The organism is Haloarcula sp. MBLA0163, from assembly GCF_055632435.1.
In genome coordinates, this window is sequence record NZ_JBVMVV010000004.1 from 110112 (window position 1) to 130845 (window position 20734).

Annotated in this window: 15 protein-coding genes; 10 read left to right on the plus strand and 5 right to left on the minus strand. The window is 59.5% G+C overall.

What is annotated here, in order from left to right; translation table 11 throughout:
• The first annotated feature begins 23 nt into the window (after positions 1 to 23).
• Both glpR and ACV7GQ_RS19320 read left to right on the plus strand, forming a co-directional pair.
• Entirely contained in the window at positions 24 to 803 is a 780-nt protein-coding gene (glpR, locus tag ACV7GQ_RS19315; RefSeq protein WP_470313579.1) for an HTH-type transcriptional regulator GlpR, read from the plus strand.
• 67 nt (positions 804 to 870) lie between these two features.
• The gene (locus ACV7GQ_RS19320; protein WP_470313580.1) at positions 871 to 1569 is read left to right on the plus strand and encodes a cyclase family protein; all 699 of its coding nucleotides are present in this window, start codon (positions 871 to 873) and stop codon (positions 1567 to 1569) included.
• 55 nt (positions 1570 to 1624) lie between these two features.
• On the opposite strand, the gene pdxA is transcribed toward ACV7GQ_RS19320, so the two are convergent.
• Complete coding sequence (pdxA, locus tag ACV7GQ_RS19325) at positions 1625 to 2620, minus strand: 4-hydroxythreonine-4-phosphate dehydrogenase PdxA (RefSeq protein WP_470313581.1); 996 nt, start codon at positions 2618 to 2620, stop codon at positions 1625 to 1627.
• Positions 2613 to 3881 carry a four-carbon acid sugar kinase family protein gene (locus ACV7GQ_RS19330; protein WP_470313582.1) on the minus strand — a complete coding sequence of 423 codons (1269 nt, stop codon included), beginning with the start codon at positions 3879 to 3881 and terminating at the stop codon, positions 2613 to 2615. The genes pdxA and ACV7GQ_RS19330 overlap by 8 nt, the downstream gene beginning before the upstream one ends.
• Before the next feature lie 158 nt (positions 3882 to 4039).
• Here ACV7GQ_RS19330 and ACV7GQ_RS19335 point away from each other — a divergent pair, with 158 nt between their 5' ends.
• From ACV7GQ_RS19335 to fba, 5 genes are all read left to right on the plus strand, one after another.
• On the plus strand, positions 4040 to 5353 hold the full coding sequence (locus ACV7GQ_RS19335; RefSeq protein ID WP_470313583.1) for a nickel pincer cofactor-dependent isomerase, group 22: 1314 nt from the start codon (positions 4040 to 4042) through the stop codon (positions 5351 to 5353).
• A 139-nt stretch (positions 5354 to 5492) separates the two neighbouring features.
• Positions 5493 to 6329 (plus strand): ATP-binding cassette domain-containing protein, encoded by an 837-nt coding sequence (locus tag ACV7GQ_RS19340; protein WP_470313584.1) that lies wholly within the window; start codon positions 5493 to 5495, stop codon positions 6327 to 6329.
• Between the two features lie 332 nt (positions 6330 to 6661).
• A complete protein-coding gene (locus tag ACV7GQ_RS19345) occupies positions 6662 to 7876 on the plus strand; it encodes a sugar ABC transporter substrate-binding protein (protein WP_470313585.1) in 1215 nt (404 codons plus the stop codon).
• Between the two features lie 21 nt (positions 7877 to 7897).
• Complete coding sequence (locus ACV7GQ_RS19350; protein ID WP_470313586.1) at positions 7898 to 8935, plus strand: ABC transporter permease; 1038 nt, start codon at positions 7898 to 7900, stop codon at positions 8933 to 8935.
• A gap of 299 nt (positions 8936 to 9234) precedes the next feature.
• Positions 9235 to 10227, plus strand: a complete 993-nt coding sequence (gene fba / locus ACV7GQ_RS19355; RefSeq protein WP_470313587.1) for a class II fructose-bisphosphate aldolase — start codon at positions 9235 to 9237, stop codon at positions 10225 to 10227.
• Positions 10228 to 10335: 108 nt separating this feature from the next.
• On the opposite strand, the gene ACV7GQ_RS19360 is transcribed toward fba, so the two are convergent.
• Entirely contained in the window at positions 10336 to 11466 is a 1131-nt protein-coding gene (locus tag ACV7GQ_RS19360; RefSeq protein WP_470313621.1) for a PfkB family carbohydrate kinase, read from the minus strand.
• A 1156-nt stretch (positions 11467 to 12622) separates the two neighbouring features.
• Here ACV7GQ_RS19360 and ACV7GQ_RS19365 point away from each other — a divergent pair.
• Together ACV7GQ_RS19365 and ACV7GQ_RS19370 are read left to right on the plus strand one after the other, a co-directional pair.
• On the plus strand, positions 12623 to 14296 hold the full coding sequence (locus tag ACV7GQ_RS19365) for a sensor histidine kinase (RefSeq protein WP_470313588.1): 1674 nt from the start codon (positions 12623 to 12625) through the stop codon (positions 14294 to 14296).
• Between the two features lie 237 nt (positions 14297 to 14533).
• Positions 14534 to 16909: a PAS domain S-box protein gene (locus ACV7GQ_RS19370; RefSeq protein ID WP_470313589.1), complete on the plus strand. Its 2376-nt coding sequence runs from the start codon at positions 14534 to 14536 to the stop codon at positions 16907 to 16909.
• 81 nt (positions 16910 to 16990) lie between these two features.
• Here ACV7GQ_RS19370 and ACV7GQ_RS19375 read toward each other — a convergent pair whose 3' ends face one another.
• Complete coding sequence (locus ACV7GQ_RS19375; RefSeq protein WP_470313590.1) at positions 16991 to 18388, minus strand: TIGR00366 family protein; 1398 nt, start codon at positions 18386 to 18388, stop codon at positions 16991 to 16993.
• 80 nt (positions 18389 to 18468) lie between these two features.
• Between ACV7GQ_RS19375 and ACV7GQ_RS19380 the strand changes: the two genes are divergently transcribed.
• Positions 18469 to 19464, plus strand: a complete 996-nt coding sequence (locus tag ACV7GQ_RS19380; RefSeq protein WP_470313591.1) for a patatin-like phospholipase family protein — start codon at positions 18469 to 18471, stop codon at positions 19462 to 19464.
• Between the two features lie 319 nt (positions 19465 to 19783).
• Here the strand turns inward: ACV7GQ_RS19380 and ACV7GQ_RS19385 are convergent, their stop codons facing one another.
• Positions 19784 to 20650, minus strand: a complete 867-nt coding sequence (locus ACV7GQ_RS19385) for an SDR family NAD(P)-dependent oxidoreductase (RefSeq protein ID WP_470313592.1) — start codon at positions 20648 to 20650, stop codon at positions 19784 to 19786.
• Positions 20651 to 20734 lie beyond the last annotated feature (84 nt).

Here is a 20734-nt window from a genome sequence, read left to right on the forward strand (position 1 = left end):
AACGACTCTGGGGGTGTCGTGCCGTGACCACTCCGGAAAAACGCCGTCGGTCCATCACCGAGTTAGTCACGAAACATGGCGGGCTCTCGGTCGACGAGTTGGCGGACCGGCTGGATGTGTCCGAGTCGACCGTCAGACGTGACCTCCGCAACCTCGCCGAGCGAGACCTCGTCGAGCGGACGCACGGTGGCGTCGTTCCGGTGACGAACGTCGGCATCGAACGGTCGTTCAATCGGCGCCTCATCCAGCATCTGGACCGCAAACAGGCCATCGCAAATCGCGCCGTCGAGGAAATTTCTGAAGGCCACGTCGTATACTTCGACGCCGGCACGACGACGATGCAAGTCGCAAAGGCGGCGCCGGACGACAACTCGACCATCGCCGTCACGAGCTCGCCAATGCTGGTACTTGAGCTATCGAAATCGGACGGCACGGTGAAGATGACCGGCGGTGAGTACCGGCGCGAGACCAAAGCGTTGGTCGGGCCGACCACCGAGGACTACATCAGTAACTCTAACTTCGACCTCGCGTTCCTCGGCGTCAACGGCATCGATTCAGACGGGACGCTGTCGGCACCGAACGAGTCCGAGGCCAAAATCAAGCAACTCGTCGTGGAGCAGTCGGCTCGGACCGTCGTCGTCGCCGTCGCGGAGAAGTTCGGTGAGCAGAGCTTCCGTCGATTCGGATCTATCGAGGATATCGACCTCTTCGTCACCGACGAGCGTGTCCCCGAGGAGTACCGTGACCTGTTCGAGGAGACGGAACTCGTCGAGGGCGTCTTCGAATCGGGGTCCCAGGATTGACGCGTGGCTTCCTCCGATTACCGGTGTGAGCAAAATATTTATGATTCAGTGGACTGTCGGGAGTATCATGTTCGATTCAAAGGAAGTCGTCGAACTGTCCAACCCGATCAGTGAGCAGATCCCTGTGTGGCCCAGCTTTCCACCGATCGAACTCGAACAGACGTCTCTGGCCGCACGCGACGGATTCACGATGGAACGACTGGAGATGCGGAGCCACACTGCGACACACATCGACGCCCCGGCCCACTTCATCCCCGAGGGGAAGACTTTGGACGACTTCTCCATCGACCGGTTCATGGGTGAGGGTGTGGTTATCGACCTGACGCCCAAGGAGCCAGAGGAGGCGATCACCAGTGCAGACATCGAAGCCTACGAGTCAGAGATCCAGCCCGGTGACGTCCTCATGCTCCACACGGGCTGGGACCAATACTACGGGCAAACGCCCGAGTACCTCTTCGAGTTCCCCTACCTGACCGGTGAAGCCGCTGAGTACATCGCCTCCCTCGAACCCAAGGCCGTCGGAACGGAGGGTGCGAGTGTCGGCGGCTGGTACGACGAAGTCCCAGCACACGGGCCGTCGACCGACGTCCACCCGGCAGATTCGCACCTCCCGCTGCTCGAGAACGACATCATCCCCATCGAGGAGTTGCGGAACCTCGACCAAGTTCTCGACGGAGCGGACAGTCGGCGCGCGGACTTCTTCTTCCCGCCACTCAACGTCCAAGGGACGGGCGGGAGCTCAGTTCGTGCTTTCGCACTGGTGTAGTCTGACCCACGATTACACACGGCGTTTGAATCCGGGAAGCAGAACGAAACTGCGCCTATCGAGCGAGTCGGACGGCTGTCGACACCGCGTCTATCATGCTCTGCTCGGAAGCGACTCCCTCGCCGGCGATGTCGAACGCGGTGCCGTGGTCGACGCTCGTCCGGACTATCGGCAGTCCGATGGTGACGTTGACGCCGCTCACTGCATCGCCGTCGCCGGTGAAACCGAGCATCTTGATCGGGATGTGGCCCTGGTCGTGGTACATGGAGACGACGCAGTCGAACTCGCCCGACGCGGCTCTGACGTAGACCGTGTCCGGCGGTAGGGGACCGGTCACGTCGACGCCCGTCTCGGTGGCGCGGTCGACGGCCGGTTCGATGACATCCGCTTCCTCGTCGCCGAGGAGGCCACCGTCACTCGCGTGGGGGTTCAACCCCGCCACGGCGACCGAGGGGTCGTCGATGCCGAGGTCACGCAGCGCCTCGTCCGTGACGGCAATCGTCGACGCGACGTCGTCGACGTCGAGGTCACAGGCCTCCCGCAACGGGATGTGCGTACTCACGTGTGTCACCGTCAAGTCGTCCTCGATCAACATCATCGAGTAGTCGTCTGTGTCGGTGTAATCGGCGAGCATCCCAGTGTGGCCCGCGTACTCGCTCCCCGCCATCCGGGTCGCCTGCTTGTTGATGGGGGCAGTCGTTATCGCGTCTATCTCGCTGGCCTGTGCCAACTCGATTGCTCGCTCGACGTACTCGAGGCTCGCCTCACCGTTCTCTTGCGAGAGCTCCCCGTACTTGTGGTCGGACACGTTGTCGAGGTCTATTACCGGTAGTTCATCGGGGTCGCCCGCCGCCTCGGACGGCGAGTCGACCCGACGGACGGTCAGGCCGGAGGCGAACCGGTCTACTGCGTCTTCCAGAACGGACGCGTCACCGATGACGACGACAGTCGCCGTCTCGACTAGTGTCGGGTACGATTTGACGATGACTTCGCTTCCGATGCCCGCAGGGTCACCCATGGTAACGCCTACAGTTGGCTTTGAATCACTCATCACGAAGACCGAGACGAGCGAGGGACTTAATTATTGCCTGCTCGCCGCCGAACCCGCCAGCCTTCGTCACGACCGCCGTCCCGTCCGCTGCACCCCCTTCGACGGCCGCGAGGGGAATCCCCGATTCGATTTCTTCGCCGGCCATATTGAGCGCCGTCGCGTCGAGACTGTCGAGAACCGCCCGAGCAGTTTCGCCACCTGTGAGAAAGAGGTTCGACGACCGTCCGTCGCCGACGACCTCGGCGGCGCCGGTCGCGAGCGCCTCCGTGACCCGACGCCGGACTGCCGACCCGTCGATGCCCGCCTGCTCGCCGGCCGCCATCGCCCGGTCGACGTCGCTGCGCGCGTCGGCGCTGACGAGCAGCACGCCCTCGTGTTCGTCGACAACACTGCGTCCACGGGACGCCAGTTCGCTCCCCGCGCCTGACGGGTCGGTGACCGCCATCTCGAGGTCGAGGCGTCGTCGGCGTTCGGTCGATACCGCCCCGACCTGTTCGAGCGTCTCCGGGGCGACGCTGCCCGACACGCCCACCACTGACCGGGTTTGGTCGACGTTGATTCCGGCGCCGGACGCTGCACCGGGGACGGTGATATGGCGGGCGAGGCCACCACTCCCGACGTACAGACACCGCTCGGAGAGTTCGTCCGCTGCAGCGGCGAGTGTCGCGAGGTGAGTGTCCGTAACGGCGTCACAGGTGACGAGAACGGGACGAGCCGTGGACATCGCCGTCTCGAAGGCCTCACGCACGGCGGCCGAGCCGCGTGCGACGGTCTGGACACCGACATGCTCGACGGGGTAGTCGCTCGACGCGAAGAATTCGGGGAGAGAGTCGTGTGTCGGTGGTCGCTCCTCGTCCTCGCCGGGCGGTGAATCGGTCACTAACTGACCATCGACGAGGTGATACCCGCTTGCGGTCAGGCGTCCGTTGCCCGGGAACGCCGGGGCCACGACGACGAGTGCCGGGTCGACCGCCCGCGTGGCGGCGTCGATCTCCACGCGGACGTTTCCACGAAGGGTCGAATCGACCTTCTTGTACACGACCGAGGGGTCTGCGTTCTCGAGGACCGCTCGAACGCGTTCGGCTGCGACGGTGGGCTTCACGTAGCGGGACTCGGTGTTGTACACGGCGACGTCTCCCTGTGGCGTCATCCCGGCCTGTGAGGAGAGTACAACTCGGGTGTCGTAGTCTCGCGTCGCGAACTCGTGACCGGCATCACAGCTCCCTGTGAGGTCGTCTGCGACGACGAGACACCGGGTCATCGCTGGCCCTCCGCGTATGTCGGAGTCCACTGTACTGGAGTGCGAGCGTCCATGGTCCGTATGGCGCGGTGCTCCCTAAAGAAACATTCGCACGGGTTCTGCTACCCGGGCCGGAGGGACAACACCTAAGGTTCAGATGCGTTTTAGTACGTGTATCTATGGAATTCGAGTTTCCAGACCGCGACCGTTTGGAGGCGGCCAACGACGCCGATGTGTCGGACCTTCCCCGCGCCTACCGTGTCAGTTGCGCCCGCGAGCACCCTACCGTCCCGGACGTCACGCAGGCCTCGATAGACGCCGTGGCCGACATCCCCGCTTTCGATGAACTCGAGCCGGGGAGCGCCGTCGGCATCACTGCCGGGAGCAGAGGTATCGAAGTCATGCCAGAGGTGCTCGAAGCTATCGTTTCGGAGCTACAGTCCCGCGACCTGGAGCCGTTCGTCTTTCCCGCAATGGGCAGCCACGGCGGCGCGACCCCAGAGGGACAGCGTGAGACGCTCGCGACGCTCGGTGTCACGCCCGGGCGACTCGGCTGTGAGATTCGGTCCTCGCTCGACGTCGAACAGGTGGGAGCCGACTCGACAGGGCGGCCGGTGTACGCCGCCGAGGACGCGCTCGAAGCGGACGCCGTCCTGCTCGTCAACCGTATCAAACTCCACACGGACTTCGAGGGTGCCGTCGAGAGCGGACTCTGTAAGATGGCCGTCGTCGGACTGGGCAAACAACGCGGCGCCGACAACATGCACAACGCCGCGCTGGAGCGCGGATTCCACGAGGTCATCCCGGAGTGGGCCGATATCCTCGTCGACGAGACGCCTATCGTCGGTGGTGTGGGTATCATCGAGAACGCCGCTGAGGAAGCAGCCGAGATTCACGGCGTCCCAGCCGCCGACTTGTTGGAAGAGGAGCCGAGACTACTGGAGCGCTCGAAAGAGTTCTTCCCGGAACTCCCAGTCGACGACCTCGACCTCCTCGTCGTGGACGCGATGGGCAAGGAGATCAGCGGCACCGGACTCGATACGAACGTCATCGGTCGAGTCAGGTTCCACAATCAGGCCGAGATCGACACGCCTTCGATAACTCGAATCTACGTGCGATCTCTGACGCCGGCCTCCCATGGTAACGCCCTCGGCATGGGTCTCGCCGACCTCGTCCACCAGGACCTCGCGTCGGCTGTCGACTTCGAGGACACGTACGTCAATATCGTGACCAGTGGTGAAACGAACCGGGCGAAACTCCCCTTCGTCGTCCCGAGCGATGCGACAGCGTTCGTCCTCTCGGCGTCGATGACCGGCGTCGCCAGTGCGAGCGACCTCCGCATCGCCCGCATCGAGAACACGATGGAACCCGGCGAACTGTGGGTGTCTGAACCGGTCGCCGAGGAGCTCGCCGACCGTGATGACATCGATATCCACGAGGACGGACCGTGGGTGTTCGACGAGCACGGCGACCTTGCGATGGACTGGGACTGACACCACTCGGTGCCGAGGGCCTTGGAGACACGCCGGAGTGACGACTCTGTGGACGGGGGGAGGGTACTACATCACCAAAATTTATTTATATTGGTAGTGGGGATATGGTGTCAGGCCGACTCACCCATACACACCTGCCATGACCACAGACAGTTCACATCCACGAATCGAGGTGGAACACGTCCAGAAGCGCTTTGGCACCGTCGAGGCGCTCTCTGACGTTTCACTCACGCTCAAAGACAACGAAGTCCTCTCGCTCGTCGGCGACAACGGCGCGGGCAAGTCAACGTTCATAAAGACTCTCGTCGGAATCCACCAACCGGACGGCGGTGAGATACGGTTCAACGGTGAACCGGTGACCATCGAGGGGCCGAAACACGCTCGCAAGCTCGGGGTCGGGACGGTGTATCAGGATCTCGCGCTCGTCGACGAACTCTCGGTCGCGGAGAACCTGTTCCTCGGACGAATGCCAGTCAAAAAGGTCGGCGGACTCGTTCCGGTCGTCGACCAGGAGTACATGGCTAAGGAGGCAGAGCGCATCCTGAGCGAGCACCTCAACATCCACGTCGACCCCGACACGCCGGTCGAGTTCCTCTCCGGCGGGGAACGACAGGCAGTCGCAATCGGACGCGCTCTGGTTACCGACCCGGATATCGTTCTCCTCGACGAGCCGACGTCGGCACTCTCGAAGGCAGCGGTCGAACACGTGGAAGAACTCGTCCAGCAGTTGCGCGATAGCGGCCACTCGGTCATCCTCATCGACCACAACCTGGAGGAAGTCCTGTCCATGAGCGACCGCGTCGCGGTGCTCTTTCAGGGCCGAATCGTCGACGTGGTCGACGCCGCGGACGTCACCCGCGACGACGTGGTCAGCATGATGGTCTCCGGGCACCGCGCCAACGAGGACGCGGACGGCGAGGACGAACTGGCCGGTGACGGGTCGGACGCTTCCTCGTCGCGTTCGTCAACAGCCTGAGTCCTATCGGGTGAGGAGGCAGTTCTGTCCCATCCCAGCTCAGTGGCGTACACGTCTCACCCGACGCCACGACCCCGCCCGACCCTCGAACGCTGATACCATCGCCGTTTCTCGTGTTGTCATCCCTATCCGCGTCGAGCAGTCACTCTGCAGTCGCTCGCGGGGAGCTTCTCTGAGACTGTGAGTTGGTGGGCGCCGGCTGTACTCGGGGATGTTGATTAGTACACTCACGTCACGGGGCAATCTGCCGTAACACCTCGATGTCGCGGCCGCCTGGCGAAAACATTAAGTACCATTACTCGAGAGGTAGGGTTGGAACTCAATCAAAAACCATGATTAGTAGACGCAACCTCGTTCGAGCAGTCGGAGCTGCAGGTATCGCCGGTCTCGCGGGCTGTTCGGGCGGCGGAGACGGTGACCAATCAGGTGGCAGCGACGGCGGTTCGAGTGGCGGGACCTCGACCGGCGACGGCAGCAGTGACGGCTCAAGCGGCGACACTCAGAAGTTCGCCGTTTCGATGAAGTCGATGGGGCAGGCTGGTCTCTTCGTGCAAGGTCAAGCCGCGAAGTGGTACACGCGGGACCGTGACGACGTCGAGGTCACTATCTTGGACGCCCAATTCGACGCCTCGAAGCAGACCCAGGACGCGATCAATGCGATCAACCAGGGACTGGATGGCATCCTGCTCAACCCCTTCGACGCCAAGGCGTCCAGACGCATCGTCGAAGCGGCGACAGAGGAAGACATCCCGGTGATGAACTTCGACACTGCGACGCTTTCGAAGGACATCCTCATGGGGGCTCTCTTCGGTCAGTACGCCGGCGGAAAGGTGGCCGCAGAGCGGTTCACCGACATGATCGAATCGAAAGGCATCGAGAACCCGAAGGTCATCACGAGCGTCTTCAATTTCGAATCGACGACGAGTCAGGCGCGCCTGTACGGCTTCACTGAGAACGTCCCGGACAGCGTCGAAGTCGTGAGCCGAATCGAGAGTGACGGGACGCCCGAAGACTCCGCTCCACAGACCCAGAGCGCGCTTCAGGCCAACCCCGACGTCGACGCCATCTACTCCAACAACGTCGGCAGCGGGATGGGTGCCCTGACTGCCCTCAATCAGATGGACATGTACTACAAGAAGGACCACGAGGAGCACGTCATGGCGTTCGGCATTGACGGTGGTCCCGAACTCAACCAGCGAATCGGAAGCGGGTACTACGACTTCGCGATCGACCAGCCACTCCACATGTACGCCCCGCTGACGCTCGAGTTGATGTGGGACTACCTTGAGAACGGAGAGAGTGCGCTCCCACAGGTTGGAGACACGGTCACACCCGGCGAGAATCTCTCGATCGAGAACAAGACAGTCGAGGGTATCCAGCCATGGTCCGAGCAGTTCTGGGGCCCCGCTGAGATGACGGAATACGAGGCCGAGGACACCACGTGGTGGCCGTGGCTGAAGTGCCAACACGCGACGATAACTCAGGACAACGCCGACGCCAGCTATCTCTACGGTAACGTCTTCCGCGAGATAGAGGGGTCGAACTGAATCGCGATACACGAAAGGACAATGAGCACACTATCGGACGTCAGTTCGATTATCTCCGAGTTAGAGGGAGACCGAACACGGATGATGTTGTTCGCGCTGGACAACCTCATCTGGCCCATCCTGTTAGTGGCATTTATCGTCTTCTCCGTTCTCCTCCCGGAGATATTCACCCAGTACCGAAACATCGAGTTCCTGCTGTACACGAGCGCCGGACTCGGGGCGATAACGCTGGCCGAAGCGATCTGCCTCATCAGCGGGAACTTCGACCTCTCGGTCGGGTCGGTCGCCGGCTTCTCCTCGATGTTCACTGCACTGGTCCTTACGAGCTGGTTCCCAGCGATTCCGGGAATCGCGGGAATCCTGATCATCCTCGCTGTCGGGGGGACAATCGGCTTCATGAACGGGTTCTTCATCGCGAAATTCGACGTGAACCCATTCCTCCAGACGCTCTCGGCGCTCATCGTCTTCGAGGGTGGGATACTGGTCTTGTCGACGCGGTCCGTCTACGAGTTACCGAAGAGCTACCTCTGGCTCGGCGGTGAAGATGTCTCGCTCGGCGGCCTCCTCCCACAGTCGGTCCCCGTTGCCGTCCTCTTCATGCTCGCCCTCTTCGTCACTGTGTGGTTCGTCCTGACGAAGACCCGGTTCGGTCGAGCGATATACGCGGTCGGTGGCGACGAGGAGTCGTCCGCCGAAGCGGGTATCGACACTGACCGAATCGTCATCGCCGTCTTCGTACTCTCGGGTATGCTGGCTGCCACCGGTGGCCTGCTGCTGACGGGATTCAACGGTGGAGCGACGCCGACGCTCGGGACCTCACAGCTGTTCCCAGCGTTCACCGCTGCCGTCATCGGTGGGGTGAGCCTGTTCGGCGGACGAGGCAACGTCTTCAACGCGCTCGGCGGGGTCTTGTTGCTCAGCACCATCGCGGCCGGACTCGTGATGCTGAACATCGACCCGCAGATCGTCCAGACGATCAACGGGCTCGTGCTGTTCGCAGCCATCCTCCTGTACACGTTCGTCCAGCGGTTCCGAGGCCGTCTTCTCTCGGACCTCTGAATCACTGGAACACGTCTTTCTCTGGGAGCGTATGGGGAATCCGAATCGGAGCGACCCCCTGTCTCTGTTCAATGGACAAGTGAGAATCCTGGCCTCGGCAGACGTTAGGTAGGCTCTCCAGATTCAATCTATTGTGGCCCCAGCACTCCGGTCGACCTATTCAAGTGCGTAGTTGGGGGCTTGCTGAGTACGTAAGTTCATGCTGAAGCAGGAGTTGACGGTGGGGTCTAGATTGTGCCGAAGCGATTCGGGAGTGAGTTTACCTGGGGACGTGCGAGATACCGTAGTGGTGTCAACAGATGCCATTCAAAGGCGGTTCTGAGCTTTCGGACGTATACGACGACGCACTCGAAGAGGGCTTTGGCCTAGTCGCGAGCAACATCGCGGAGCCAAACACCATGATCGGCCTGATGGAGGGGGCCTCGCGGGCCGAGTCTGACCTCCTGTTACAGATGGCCAGCGGTGCCTGCACGTTCGCCGGGAACGGCGACCCAATCGCGGGGCTGCAGGCAATGGGCAACTACATCGAGTTGATCGCAGATCAGTACGACATCGGGGTGTTCCTCAATATGGACCACCAGACGGACCTAGAGACCATCGAGAAGCAAGTGGAACTCGATATCCCTTCTTCGATCATGATCGACGCCTCCCACGAACCGTTCGAAGAGAACGTCGAAACCAGTCGCGAGGCCGTCGAGTTGGCCGAGCAAGCCGACAGCGACATCCAAGTTGAGGCCGAACTCGGCCAGATCAAGGGCGCCGAGGACGAGATCGAGTCCGAGGACGCATTCTACACGGACCCCGAGCAGGCCGTCGAGTTCGTCGACCGGACCGGTTGTGACCTCCTTGCAATCTCCGTCGGTACCCAGCACGGTGTCGCGAAGGGAACGGACCTCGAACTGCGCCCCGACCTCGCACGGGACATCCGTGAGGCACTGACCGACCACGGGCTCGACACGCCGCTGGTGCTCCACGGATCCTCAGGCGTCCAGCCCGACCAGCTCCAGCGGATGCTCAAGCACGGTATCTGCAAGATGAACATGGACACCCGGTACAAGTACGAGTACACACGAACTGCCTTCGATCATTACAACGAAGCACCAACGGACATCGTCCCACCCGAGAGCGTCGACGGCGACCGTGACACATTCTTCAACGACGTGGAATGGTCGCCTAACAAGGACCACTTCGACCCGCGCGTGGCGGACCGACAGATTCGCGAACGCATCGCCGACGTCCACGCCAACCTCGCCGAGGTCGCCGGCAGCGCCGGACAGAGTCGTTACATCTGAAGGACCGTCAACTCTCGCCGTATAGATGCGTCTCTAAGGACCGATTCACACCGTCGTCAGAACACTCCCGTTTCGAAGACGTGTCCGCCGTGAACTTAGTTCGTTGTACTACTCGAACTGTGCGCCGTAAGAGGTGACAGCGGAGACGACGTCTTCGTACGTCGGCGTCTCTCCAGTCCGGACGAACTCACGAGCGAGTGCGTTACCAAGAACGACGGCGGCGTCCTCGGGCAGTCCCTCGACGAGTCCGAGTGACAGTCCCGCGTTGAAGTGGTCGCCGGCGCTGGTGGTCAGCTCCGGGGACTCTACGGGCGTGACGCTCACGCTCGTCGTTCCCTCCTCACTCACGACGACTGACTCCGTGACGCTGTGGCCGACGAACCGGTCGACGGCCAGCGAGTCGAATACGACGCGCGCGTCCTCGACGATGTCGTCGCTCGTGTGAGCGCCGAGCACGGCCGCGAGTTCCTTCGTCTCGTACCGGTTCGCCGAGACGGTCACCTCGACTTCGTCAGCGAGGCGACGCGTGGCCGCGACGATTGACTCCAGTGTCTCGGGGTCTATCTCCCGGATGTCGGCGGGATCAAGTAGGACGTTCGCCGGTGGATTTGTCAGCTTCGGGAAGACGGTCTCCCGGAGTCCGTCGAGGATGGCCGCCATCTCTGGAATTACCGCCCAGTAGCCGATGCCGAGTAGTTTCGCCCCGTTGAGTTCGTCGACCAGCGTCTCGACACCGACACGTGACTCGATGGTTTCCCAATCCAACGTCGCAGCACCGCCACTCTCCATCAACATGAGCTTCCCATCGTCGAACTCGATGGCGTCGGTGATTCCCGGATCTCCCAGAGAATACATAGTCGATGCCTCGAACTCTCGTTCGAAGATATCCAGAACCGGGTCTCCACACATTCCCACGAGTGTCGGATCGAACCCGAGTGTCTGGTAGGCACGGGACAGGTGGCTGACGTGCCCACCGGTTCGCTGTCCGAGGCGCTCCCAGGAGATGGCGAGCGAGCTATCGGCGGCTGCCGAGGTCACGATCTCCTCGCCGAACTCGCTTAGCGTCGCGATCCGATCGCTACTCGACGAACCAGCGTTCGTGCCCGCCTCTCGGACATTGTCGACGAACCCATCGAAGCCGAACACGACGTCTCCACCGCTCGGTTCGGACGGGAGATGCTTTTGACAGGTCTCTACAGCGCCTCGTGTTTGATCGTCCGGGTAGTTAGTAGGCGACATTCCGATCACGTCCTCTTTCTTTTTGCATACATCCTGGCTGAGTATTCAGAACAGTATACCTCGCGTCGTGTTGTATATCAACCGATAGATAGTCTCTGAGGTGCTCTGTCTGGACTTCGATTGAACATTGAATTGGAGTCTGACGGGTGTCGAACTCTATCGGTTCGAGCACTACCGGTACTCGATGGTCTGCTAGCGGTCGCATGTTCGTCGTTACATCTCGGGGTAATATAAATGGTTATGTGACATCATGGCGGTCGGATGTGTGCTGACGGCAGTGACTTCAATGATTGGCGTGAGCGCAGTGAACAATGCAGTCCTAATGATGTAGGTTCGAATGATATTGGCCTTCGTTGTTCACGTGAAATTCACATATTAAACGTATATAGGAAAGCACGATTCTATATTTACCTACTTCAAAACTAGAATATTAGATATGAGGGGGAAAACCACTTCAAAGATAGACTAGGTCCAATTTTGTTTGTGTGAATTTATTTTAATCAATAAATTACCGTGATTCGAGATATTCAGTTGTAAGCACCCATCATACGAATACTGATTATGAGATAGCTATCATGAGATGGCCCAACATATCGTCTCTATCGCGCTGTTGATATGCAGGTGCTGACAGGCCGGCGTTGGCTGCCGCATTTATTCATCTGGATATCTGGCTGATTGGCCTTCCAACGATTGGCGGGGTCGGCTCGGAACAACCATGTTCCAGCGATCCCACATTCTCCTTCTCTATGCCGGTGAACATAATTCGGTATCGGAACTATTCGGAGTTACAGGATCGTTCAGAAATACGAAGTACCGAGTGAAGGACCCCGATGGAATTCTTCTCTTTGAGTAGTAGCATGTCTATCAAACTGTGGTTTTGCAACCAGTCGTATTACGATGGAGAACCCGGTCATGTGGTGCACACCTTCCAGGTCCGCGCAGTCGGCGAACCCCAGAAATAGCTCCCCAGCCACCAATTGTCATTAGGGCAATATGAGTCAGGCTACCGTGTCGCAAACCTATTTGGTTAGGTACTATATTGATTGAAACGGGGGCGAGATTTTATCCAACTACATATCATGTCCCACATAGTTTCATACTCTACGCGGCGGCCGAAAGCGCCCCCACTGGCCAGGTCACAGGACGCTCTTCGACGGTGATTCTGGCAGCGTTCACCATCCTCTCAGCGCACGTTTTTCTCTTTGCGTTGGCGTTCTGTGGAGTCCTCGCAGGGTTATGGTGGGTCTGGGGGCATCAGGAACGACAGGCCGCAACGGAGTTCGGGATTTTTCTCCTGATCGTGCTCTGCTGGATAGTGGCACAGCTCGGTGAGTTGTTTGCTGGGTCGGTTGGTGCGTATTATCTGTCGTTTGCGATCGAAGCTCTCCGTGCGGGCTTAGCGATCTCGTGGTTCTATTTCGTTCTCACTTTTGCCGGATACAGAACTGTTGTTCAGTCCTGGCCGGTCCGGGCCCTCGTTATGGTCGGAGCGGGGTACCTACTGCTATTCACAGCGTTTCCACCGATTGCGATGCACAGTACGTTCACAGCAACGTCTTCATCGACGCCATTCGTGACCGTAACACTGGTAGATTCGACCCTGTATGGCCAACTGGCTATCGTCATCGGCTATCTGTTCATCACGGTTGGGGCGGTCGGACTGCTCTACCGATTGGCCATTGCGAGATATACACAGTGGTGGCAGCCCACTGCGATCGGGGCCGCCCTACTCGGTGTCATCATCGTCGATGCGGCTCCACAGCTATTTGACCCACTCGTCTCCGGCGTTGACTACTCTGGGGCGGGGGCGGCGCTGGTAGCCCTCTTATTCATTGGAGCGGTGTACCGGCGTGCTGAATTCGGATTCGTCCCGGTGGCACGAGCCCACGTCGTCGAAAGTATCGACGACCCAGTAATCGTGCTGAACCCAAATTCCATCGTTATAGATTACAACACGGCGGCAGAGCCGCTGTTCGAGTGTACTGATCCAATCGGTCGCGAAATGAACGAAACGCTCCCTGACGCCATCAGCACCGTCAACTTCGAGCGCAATAGCGGTGAGACCACTACCGTCTCCCTCAGTGTCGACGGGCAACAGCGAGATTACGATATCAGTGTCGCAAGTCTCTCCGACGCCGGTGAGGAAGCTGGCCTCGCCCTCATCCTGAACGATATGACGACACTCCGCCGACGGACACGGAATCTGGAACGACAGACTGACCAGCTCGACGAGTTCGTCAGTGTGGTCAGTCATGACCTCCGCAATCCGTTGATGATTGCACGTGGCCGAGCGGCACAACTGGACGAAGACGAAGCCAAACGCATCCAACGTCCGCTCTCACGAATGGATGATATCATCGAGGACAGCCTGACCCTCGCTCGAGAGGGCCGTGCACTCACCGAGACGGAGTGGGTACTGCTCGACACTGTCGTGACCGAGGCGTGGGGAATGAGCAAAACGGATGATGCAACGCTACAGAACAGACTCGCTGACGACGTCGCTATCGCGGGTCATCGAAGCCGTATTAGGACACTTTTCGAGAATCTCTTCCGAAACAGCACCGACCACGGTCCCCCAGATGTGACTGTTCGAGTCGATTTCTTACCGCGCCGCCGAGGCTTCTTCGTCGAGGATACCGGTGACGGGATTCCTCACGAGGAACACGACCAGGTCTTCACGAAGGGATATTCGACGGCAGAGGACGGGACCGGATTCGGGTTGACTATCGTCGAGTCAATCGCCGACGCCCATGACTGGGAGATACACATCTCGGAGAGTCCGGAAGGCGGAGCTCGGTTTGAGTTCACCCAGGTCGAGCTACAGGAGTAGCAGAAAATCAGATACAGAGAGAGGATACTTCGGGTGTCAAGGTAAGGGCAGAACCGTGGAATCGGTTCGGGAGAATGTAGAGACACGCTGGGCCGAGTCAGTTCTCGGTCCTGCATGGGCCTCTGAACAGAATTCGTCCGATAACCCAGCCGACAGTTGACTATAATCCGATTTCAGTCGATGACGACCCTCAATAGCCAAAAAACATAAATTTAGTAAAACCAATTCACATCTCAGATGAAAGACAGTCTAGACTCTGAGTCGGATGTTCGTCAATATATCTATGAAATAACGACCGATCCAGAGATGGAACTGTCTGAGAAACAGCGCCAAGTACTATCGGTAGCTCGACAGTATCTCGGTATAGAAAGTGCACATATCCAACGCAGGCGGCCTGAAGAAAACGTGGACGACGTGGTTGTCAGCGTCGGTGATGACTCCGGACTCCTGCCGGAAGGATCGACGCTTGACCGTAGTTCCACTTATTGTCGAAAAACTATTAAATCTGACTCCGTCCTTGCACTCTCCAACGTTCCGGAGCAGGGCTGGGAAGACGATCCAGCGTATAAAGAGCATGAGTTCGACTGTTATCTAGGTACCACGCTCCTGGTCGATGGGGATGTCTACGGGACACTCTGCTTCATATCAAATCGCCCTAGAACCGACGATTTTTCCGATTCTGAGAAGATTTTCGTCGAAATGGTGGCTCGGCTGCTCGGGCGGGCAATCGAGGCCAGCGAGTATCGACACCGAATCGAAGAGGAGGCCCAGGCTCGCCGCCGCTCGTTGCAAAAATATCAGTCCATACTTCAGGTTGCACCTACTGCTATCTTCCTCGCGGAAGCCGGTACTGGGACTATCGTCGAGGTCAACGAGAAAGCCACGGATTTGAGTGGTTACGAGGTCACTGAATTGGAAGGTATGTCGGTTTTCGAGTTAATCCCCGATAAATACCGAGAGCGATATACCGAGATGTTCCAAGAACTGGACGGAGAAATACACAAATCTCGATTTGATGACGGGACTCCACTGTACTTAACTCGCGCGGATGGGTCTGTGATCCCAATCGAGATAAGCGTAAGCACAGTCACTGTCGACGACGAAACCCTCGTTCAAGGAATCGTCCGCGATATCTCGTCGCGGCGGGCACGGGAACAGCAACTCGAGCGGAACAAAGATTTCCTCCAACGGACACAGGAGGCGGCGAATATAGGAGGGTGGGAAGTCGATTTCGACTCTGAAACCCTCCGCTGGACTGACGAAGTCTATCGCATTCACGGCGTCTCGAGTGACAATAGGGTGACGATATCTGACTCACTCGATTTTTATCACTCGGAAGACCGATCAGTGATTAGAGACGCGTTCGATCGGCTCGAGAACGAAGGGAGGCCATACGATTTGGAGCTCAGAATCGAGAGACCTGACGATTCGGTTCGGTGGGTTCACACGATCGGTCGTCCGGTATATGACGACGATAAGCAAGAAGTCGTCAAAGCTCGTGGCATCTTCAGGGATGTTACCGATCAGAAAGAGCGCGAGCGGGAAATACGTGTTCAGAGCCAGGCCTTAGAGGAGTCTCCGATCGGTATCACGATTGCCGATGCTGACCAACCGGATCTACCGATCGTCTACGCTAATCAAGGATTCACCGATCTGACTGGATATTCGAAAGAGTCGATAGTGGGTAAGAACTGTCGATTTCTCCAGGGCGAAGAGACCGACGAGGCCACAGTGGCCGCGATTCGAAAAGCCATCAAGTCCGAAAAATCGATTCAGACTGAAATTCTCAATTATCGGGCCAACGGCACGCCGTTCTGGAACAAACTGACGATTGCACCTGTGGAAGGTTTCGAGAACTCACAAACGACTCACTTCGTTGGCATCCAGGAAGATGTCACAGCGTACAAGCGTCAGGCGCGTTTTATCGAAGTACTCGATCGTATATTACGGCACAATATTCGGAACGCGATGACGGTCATCCAGGGAAGCTCTCGAGAGATCATGAATAGATCGGACGGGGATGCCGCTGAGATGGCGAGCAAAATGGTCAATAAAGCTGCAGAGCTGACGGAACTGACTGAAAAAGTCCACAAATTCGATCAGGCGGTGGGTAATTCACACGCTTTTGAGAGTCGCAACGTCCTCGAAGATATTCGTGCAGCGGTGGCTGATTTAGAAGCGGCGTACCCCAACGCCGATATCGATATCCAGGCAGACGACTGTGAACCGGTGAGAGCCACCGGTCAACTTAGGCTAGCCTTCAGAGAACTGGGGGAGAACGCAGTGAAACATGGCGGAGGGTCACCGGTCAAATTCACTGCCGAAATGACCGCCGACGATCACGTGGAAGTTCAGGTCCACGACGACGGCGAAGGGTTGCCCGAGTCGGAACGTGCGGTGCTAGAGGTCGGGCACGAGTCCCCGTTGGACCACGGCACCGGAATCGGTCTTTGGCTCGTCAACTGGGTCGTCACAGGGTTCGGTGGTGAGGTAACCGCAAGTGTTGACGGCGGAACGACGATGACGATTCGGTTGCCAGCAGCGACTGCAGATGAGCCACGTGAACAGATCGACGACTTCCGGCACGCTGCGCTCGATGGCCAACTAGAGTAGTTATCGTGGACTTTGAACGCGAAAGCCAGATCTCCATGTCTAACCAGTAGCGAGCTAAACATCTCTGAATTCAGCTGTGGTTCAGAGGATGACGAGGAACACTGTCAGCCAGCCACAGACGATAACGATCCCGCCCAGCATCGCAACTGTGGTGTAGCCGATGATATCACGTGCACGCAGGTCGGCGATAGCGAGGAGTGGAATCGCCCAGAACGGCTGAATCATGTTCGTCAGCTGATCGCCGAGCATCTCTATAATGATGGCCTGCTCAGGCCCATAGCCGAACCCGGTCGTGATATCCAGCATGATCGGTCCCATCGCAACCCACTGACCGCCCCCCGACGGGATGAATATGTTGACAACTCCCGCTACGAGGACGCCGATCACGGGCCAGGTAGCCGGTGTGGCGAACGCGCCGAAGAACTCGACGATCACTGTTGCCAGCCCGGTCCCCGTCAGCAGGCCGGCAATCCCCGCGTAGAACGGGAACTGGAAGATGATTCCGGAAATGTTCGTGACACTGTCTTTCATCTGTGCGACGATGGCAGTTGGACGGACCCACAGAAGAATCGCACCCAAAAGAAAGAGCGCGTTGATGCTGTTGAGTGTCAGGTTCGAGATGCCACCAGACCTGAGGAACCACGCGTTGATGATAAAGAACGCGGGGAAGACGGCAATCGCCAGCCCAATCAGTCGCGAGTCGTTGAGCCGGTCAGCGACGGAGCTAGCGGGTGCGCCACCGTCGGTCGTCGGAGTGGCCATCGCTTCGGTGACCACCCGATCGATATCCCGGTAGGTCGCACGTGGCAGTTCCCGTATTCCATCCTCGGGATGGAGCAACCCCATGATGACCGGGACGACGAGGAGGAGCGTGCCGGTGGTCACGATGTTCGTGCGACTACCAATGGTCTGTGCGAGCGGGATGCCGTCGCTGACGTACTCTGGGAAGGTCGCCGGAATGAGCTGTGGGTCGGCCATCAGCAGTCCCACTGACGAGGACAGCCCGCCGTGAAACACCATGAGACTGGTGTAGCCCGCCGCGGCCAGCAACGGGTAGTGGACGGTGATACCCTTCTCCTGGCACTCGTAGGCGACGCGTTTGGCCATGATGGCACCGACGATGAGGCCGATCGCCCAGGAGACGACGGCGGCGGCCATCGCCACGAACGACGTGAACCAGACGGCGGTGAATCGTGAGTCCGGCAGCCGTGCCAGCCGTTCGAGACCGCGCGTGAACGTCGGTGACTTCGCGATGGCGTCGCCGGTCATCAACAGAATCGAGATGGCGGCCATGAACGGGAGGAGGCTCCAGACGCCGCTGCCCCAGGCAGTCAGCGTCGCCTGCGGACCGGCACCAGTCGCCATCGCGGCGACACTGGCGACGAACGTGAGAACGATGGCGATAACGTAGGGGTCTGGGATGTATTCCTCGGATAGATCAGAACATCGCTCGCCGAACCGACGGAGCACGCTGAGCACACCGGCGAGACACCGACTGTGGTAAAAAAGCGATCGGTCGGTAAACAAGTACATACATCCGGCCCCGAAATGAGGGGTAGATGAGTGACGACCGAACGAAGGTCGCCATCGCTTGTCAGGGTGGCGGCAGTCACACGGCGTTCACCGCTGGGGCACTACAACGACTCCTCCCGGAGATCTGTACGTCCGGTTACGACATCGTGGGGTTCTCCGGGACCTCCGGCGGGGCCGTCTGTGCGTTGCTGGGGTGGTACGGCACGGTCAGTCCGGACCACGCCCCCAGTGCGCTGCTCGGTGAGTTCTGGAACGACTTGAAAGCCCGCCAACCGGCCGAACGATACCTGAACGACCTCGCGGTCGGGACCGCCGAGTTGCGAACCAGAGGGGTACCTTTCCCGCAGTTCAGTCCGGGGCAGGTTCCCGCCGGTGCTATCGGACAGCGACAGTTCCGCCGTCTCCTCGAAGCCCACGTGGACTTCGCGTACGCCCGTGAGTTGAGTACGGTCGTCCGCGAACGCGAGCGCCGCGAGGGGGTCATCCACCCGGCCCTGCTCATCAGTGCCATCGACGTCCTGAACGGGGAGTTCCGTGTGTTCCGCGGGCGGGAGATGCGCGCCGAAGCCATCCTCGCAAGCGCCGCCGAACCAGGTCTGTTCGGCGCTGTCGAGGTCGATGGCCGACGGTACTGGGATGGTCTGTTCTCGAAGAACCCACCGGTTCGGGACTTCTCAACGACCGACGACATCCCCGATCCGGACGAAGTGTGGGTCATCCAGATTAACCCCTCCCAACGATCGAGGGTGCCGCGGTCACTACATGACATCGAGGACCGGCGCAACGAACTCAGCGGCAACACGTCTCTCGAACAGGAAGTGGCATTCATCCAGCAGGTCAACGAGTGGGTTGACGCCGGCTACCTGCCAGACCGGTACACGCATACGGACATCAAACGGGTCCAGTTCGACGAGGAACTTCGCTGGTCGACGAAACTTGACCGCTCGCCCGCTTTCATCGAGGCGCTCTTCAGGACCGGTCGTGAGCGAGCCGACCGGTTCCTGACCGAGCGCCGCAATTGAGCAGTACCGGGCCTATCGAGTCTGCCCTCCCCTACCGCGAATCGGCGCTCGAGGGTTCACTCGCTGGCCTACCCTCTGTGGGTCCGGTCGAGAGCCCGCCTCGTCGCCAGAGTTCAACCGCACCAATCACGGCGACGAGCAACGCGCCGACGGCGAGACCGCGTTTCCGGGAGCGTGGGGATGAGTCCTCGCGATCGGTCCGTGCTGGCGGGGACTCTTCGTCCCGGGCGGCAAGCGCCCTCCGGAGTGGTTCGAAAACAACTGGCATAGCTGAGTTCACCGCGGCCAGCCGTATCAATCCCTGCCTCCCTGAATTGATTCAGTAGGTCAGACTCATACCGCCTTCGTGAGTCATATCGCCCCCGTTGAGGTGGCTGCTGTGCTGGGAACATCCCATCACGAAGAGGTTCGCCACTTCGTAGGGTTCCATCATCTCCTTGACGCGGGTACGTTCGAGCATTACCTTCTCGACCACCTCGTCGACGGTCATGTTCCGGCGGTCTGCCGTGTCGGGCAACTGCTTTGCGACCAGCGCGGTCTTGACGTAGGCGGTGCTGACGGTGAAAGCCCGAACTTTCCCCTCGCCTTCGGCAGCGATGGACTGGGTTAGGCCCCGGAGGCCGAACTTAGTCGTGTTGTAGGCAACCTTGTCTTTCGTGACGATGTGGCCATGGACCGAGCACATGTTCCCGACGACCCCACGCCCGTCGTCGTTCGCACGGAAGTGTGGGAGACAGTGTTTGGTGAGCAGCAATGGCGCTCGCTGCATCACGTCGTGCATGAGGTCGTACTTCTCGACTGGGAACGACTCGATCGGTGCGACAGTTTGGATGCCGGCGTTGTTGATCAGGTACCGTAGCGACCCCTGTGCCGTCGCCGCTTCGACGATTCGTTCGAGATCGGCGTCGTCGGTCAGGTTCGCGGTGACGGTGACGATATTACCGGGAAGGCCGAGGTTCTCAGCCTCCGCCTCGACGGCCGCAAGGCCAGCCTCGTCCCGGTCAGTCGCGAGGACCGTGAGGCCGTTGGCGGCGAAGGCAAGCGACACCGCCCGGCCGATGCCCGCTCCGCCACCGGTAACGATAGCCACGTTGTCGGCCGCGTAGTTCGGATCGTCGATCGTCAGGAAGTCGTCACGGGTCACCTCGCTGGGTCCGTATTTCGCCATCGCCTCCTCGACAGTCATATCTGCCATATCCCGGAGGTCGTCGCTCTTCGAGTAATAAGTACCGACGGCACGGTTCCCCGTGTTCTATTCGGTGCTATCGGC

Coding starts and splice junctions, on each gene's coding strand:
- ACV7GQ_RS19320 (WP_470313580.1), top strand. CDS start 871: ATGTTCGATTCAAAGGAAGTCGTCGAACTGTCCAACCCGATCAGTGAG.
- pdxA (WP_470313581.1), bottom strand. CDS start 2,620: ATGAGTGATTCAAAGCCAACTGTAGGCGTTACCATGGGTGACCCTGCG.
- ACV7GQ_RS19330 (WP_470313582.1), bottom strand. CDS start 3,881: ATGACCCGGTGTCTCGTCGTCGCAGACGACCTCACAGGGAGCTGTGAT.
- ACV7GQ_RS19335 (WP_470313583.1), top strand. CDS start 4,040: ATGGAATTCGAGTTTCCAGACCGCGACCGTTTGGAGGCGGCCAACGAC.
- ACV7GQ_RS19340 (WP_470313584.1), top strand. CDS start 5,493: ATGACCACAGACAGTTCACATCCACGAATCGAGGTGGAACACGTCCAG.
- ACV7GQ_RS19345 (WP_470313585.1), top strand. CDS start 6,662: ATGATTAGTAGACGCAACCTCGTTCGAGCAGTCGGAGCTGCAGGTATC.
- ACV7GQ_RS19350 (WP_470313586.1), top strand. CDS start 7,898: ATGAGCACACTATCGGACGTCAGTTCGATTATCTCCGAGTTAGAGGGA.
- fba (WP_470313587.1), top strand. CDS start 9,235: ATGCCATTCAAAGGCGGTTCTGAGCTTTCGGACGTATACGACGACGCA.
- ACV7GQ_RS19360 (WP_470313621.1), bottom strand. CDS start 11,466: ATGTCGCCTACTAACTACCCGGACGATCAAACACGAGGCGCTGTAGAG.
- ACV7GQ_RS19370 (WP_470313589.1), top strand. CDS start 14,534: ATGAAAGACAGTCTAGACTCTGAGTCGGATGTTCGTCAATATATCTAT.
- ACV7GQ_RS19380 (WP_470313591.1), top strand. CDS start 18,469: ATGAGTGACGACCGAACGAAGGTCGCCATCGCTTGTCAGGGTGGCGGC.
- ACV7GQ_RS19385 (WP_470313592.1), bottom strand. CDS start 20,650: ATGACTGTCGAGGAGGCGATGGCGAAATACGGACCCAGCGAGGTGACC.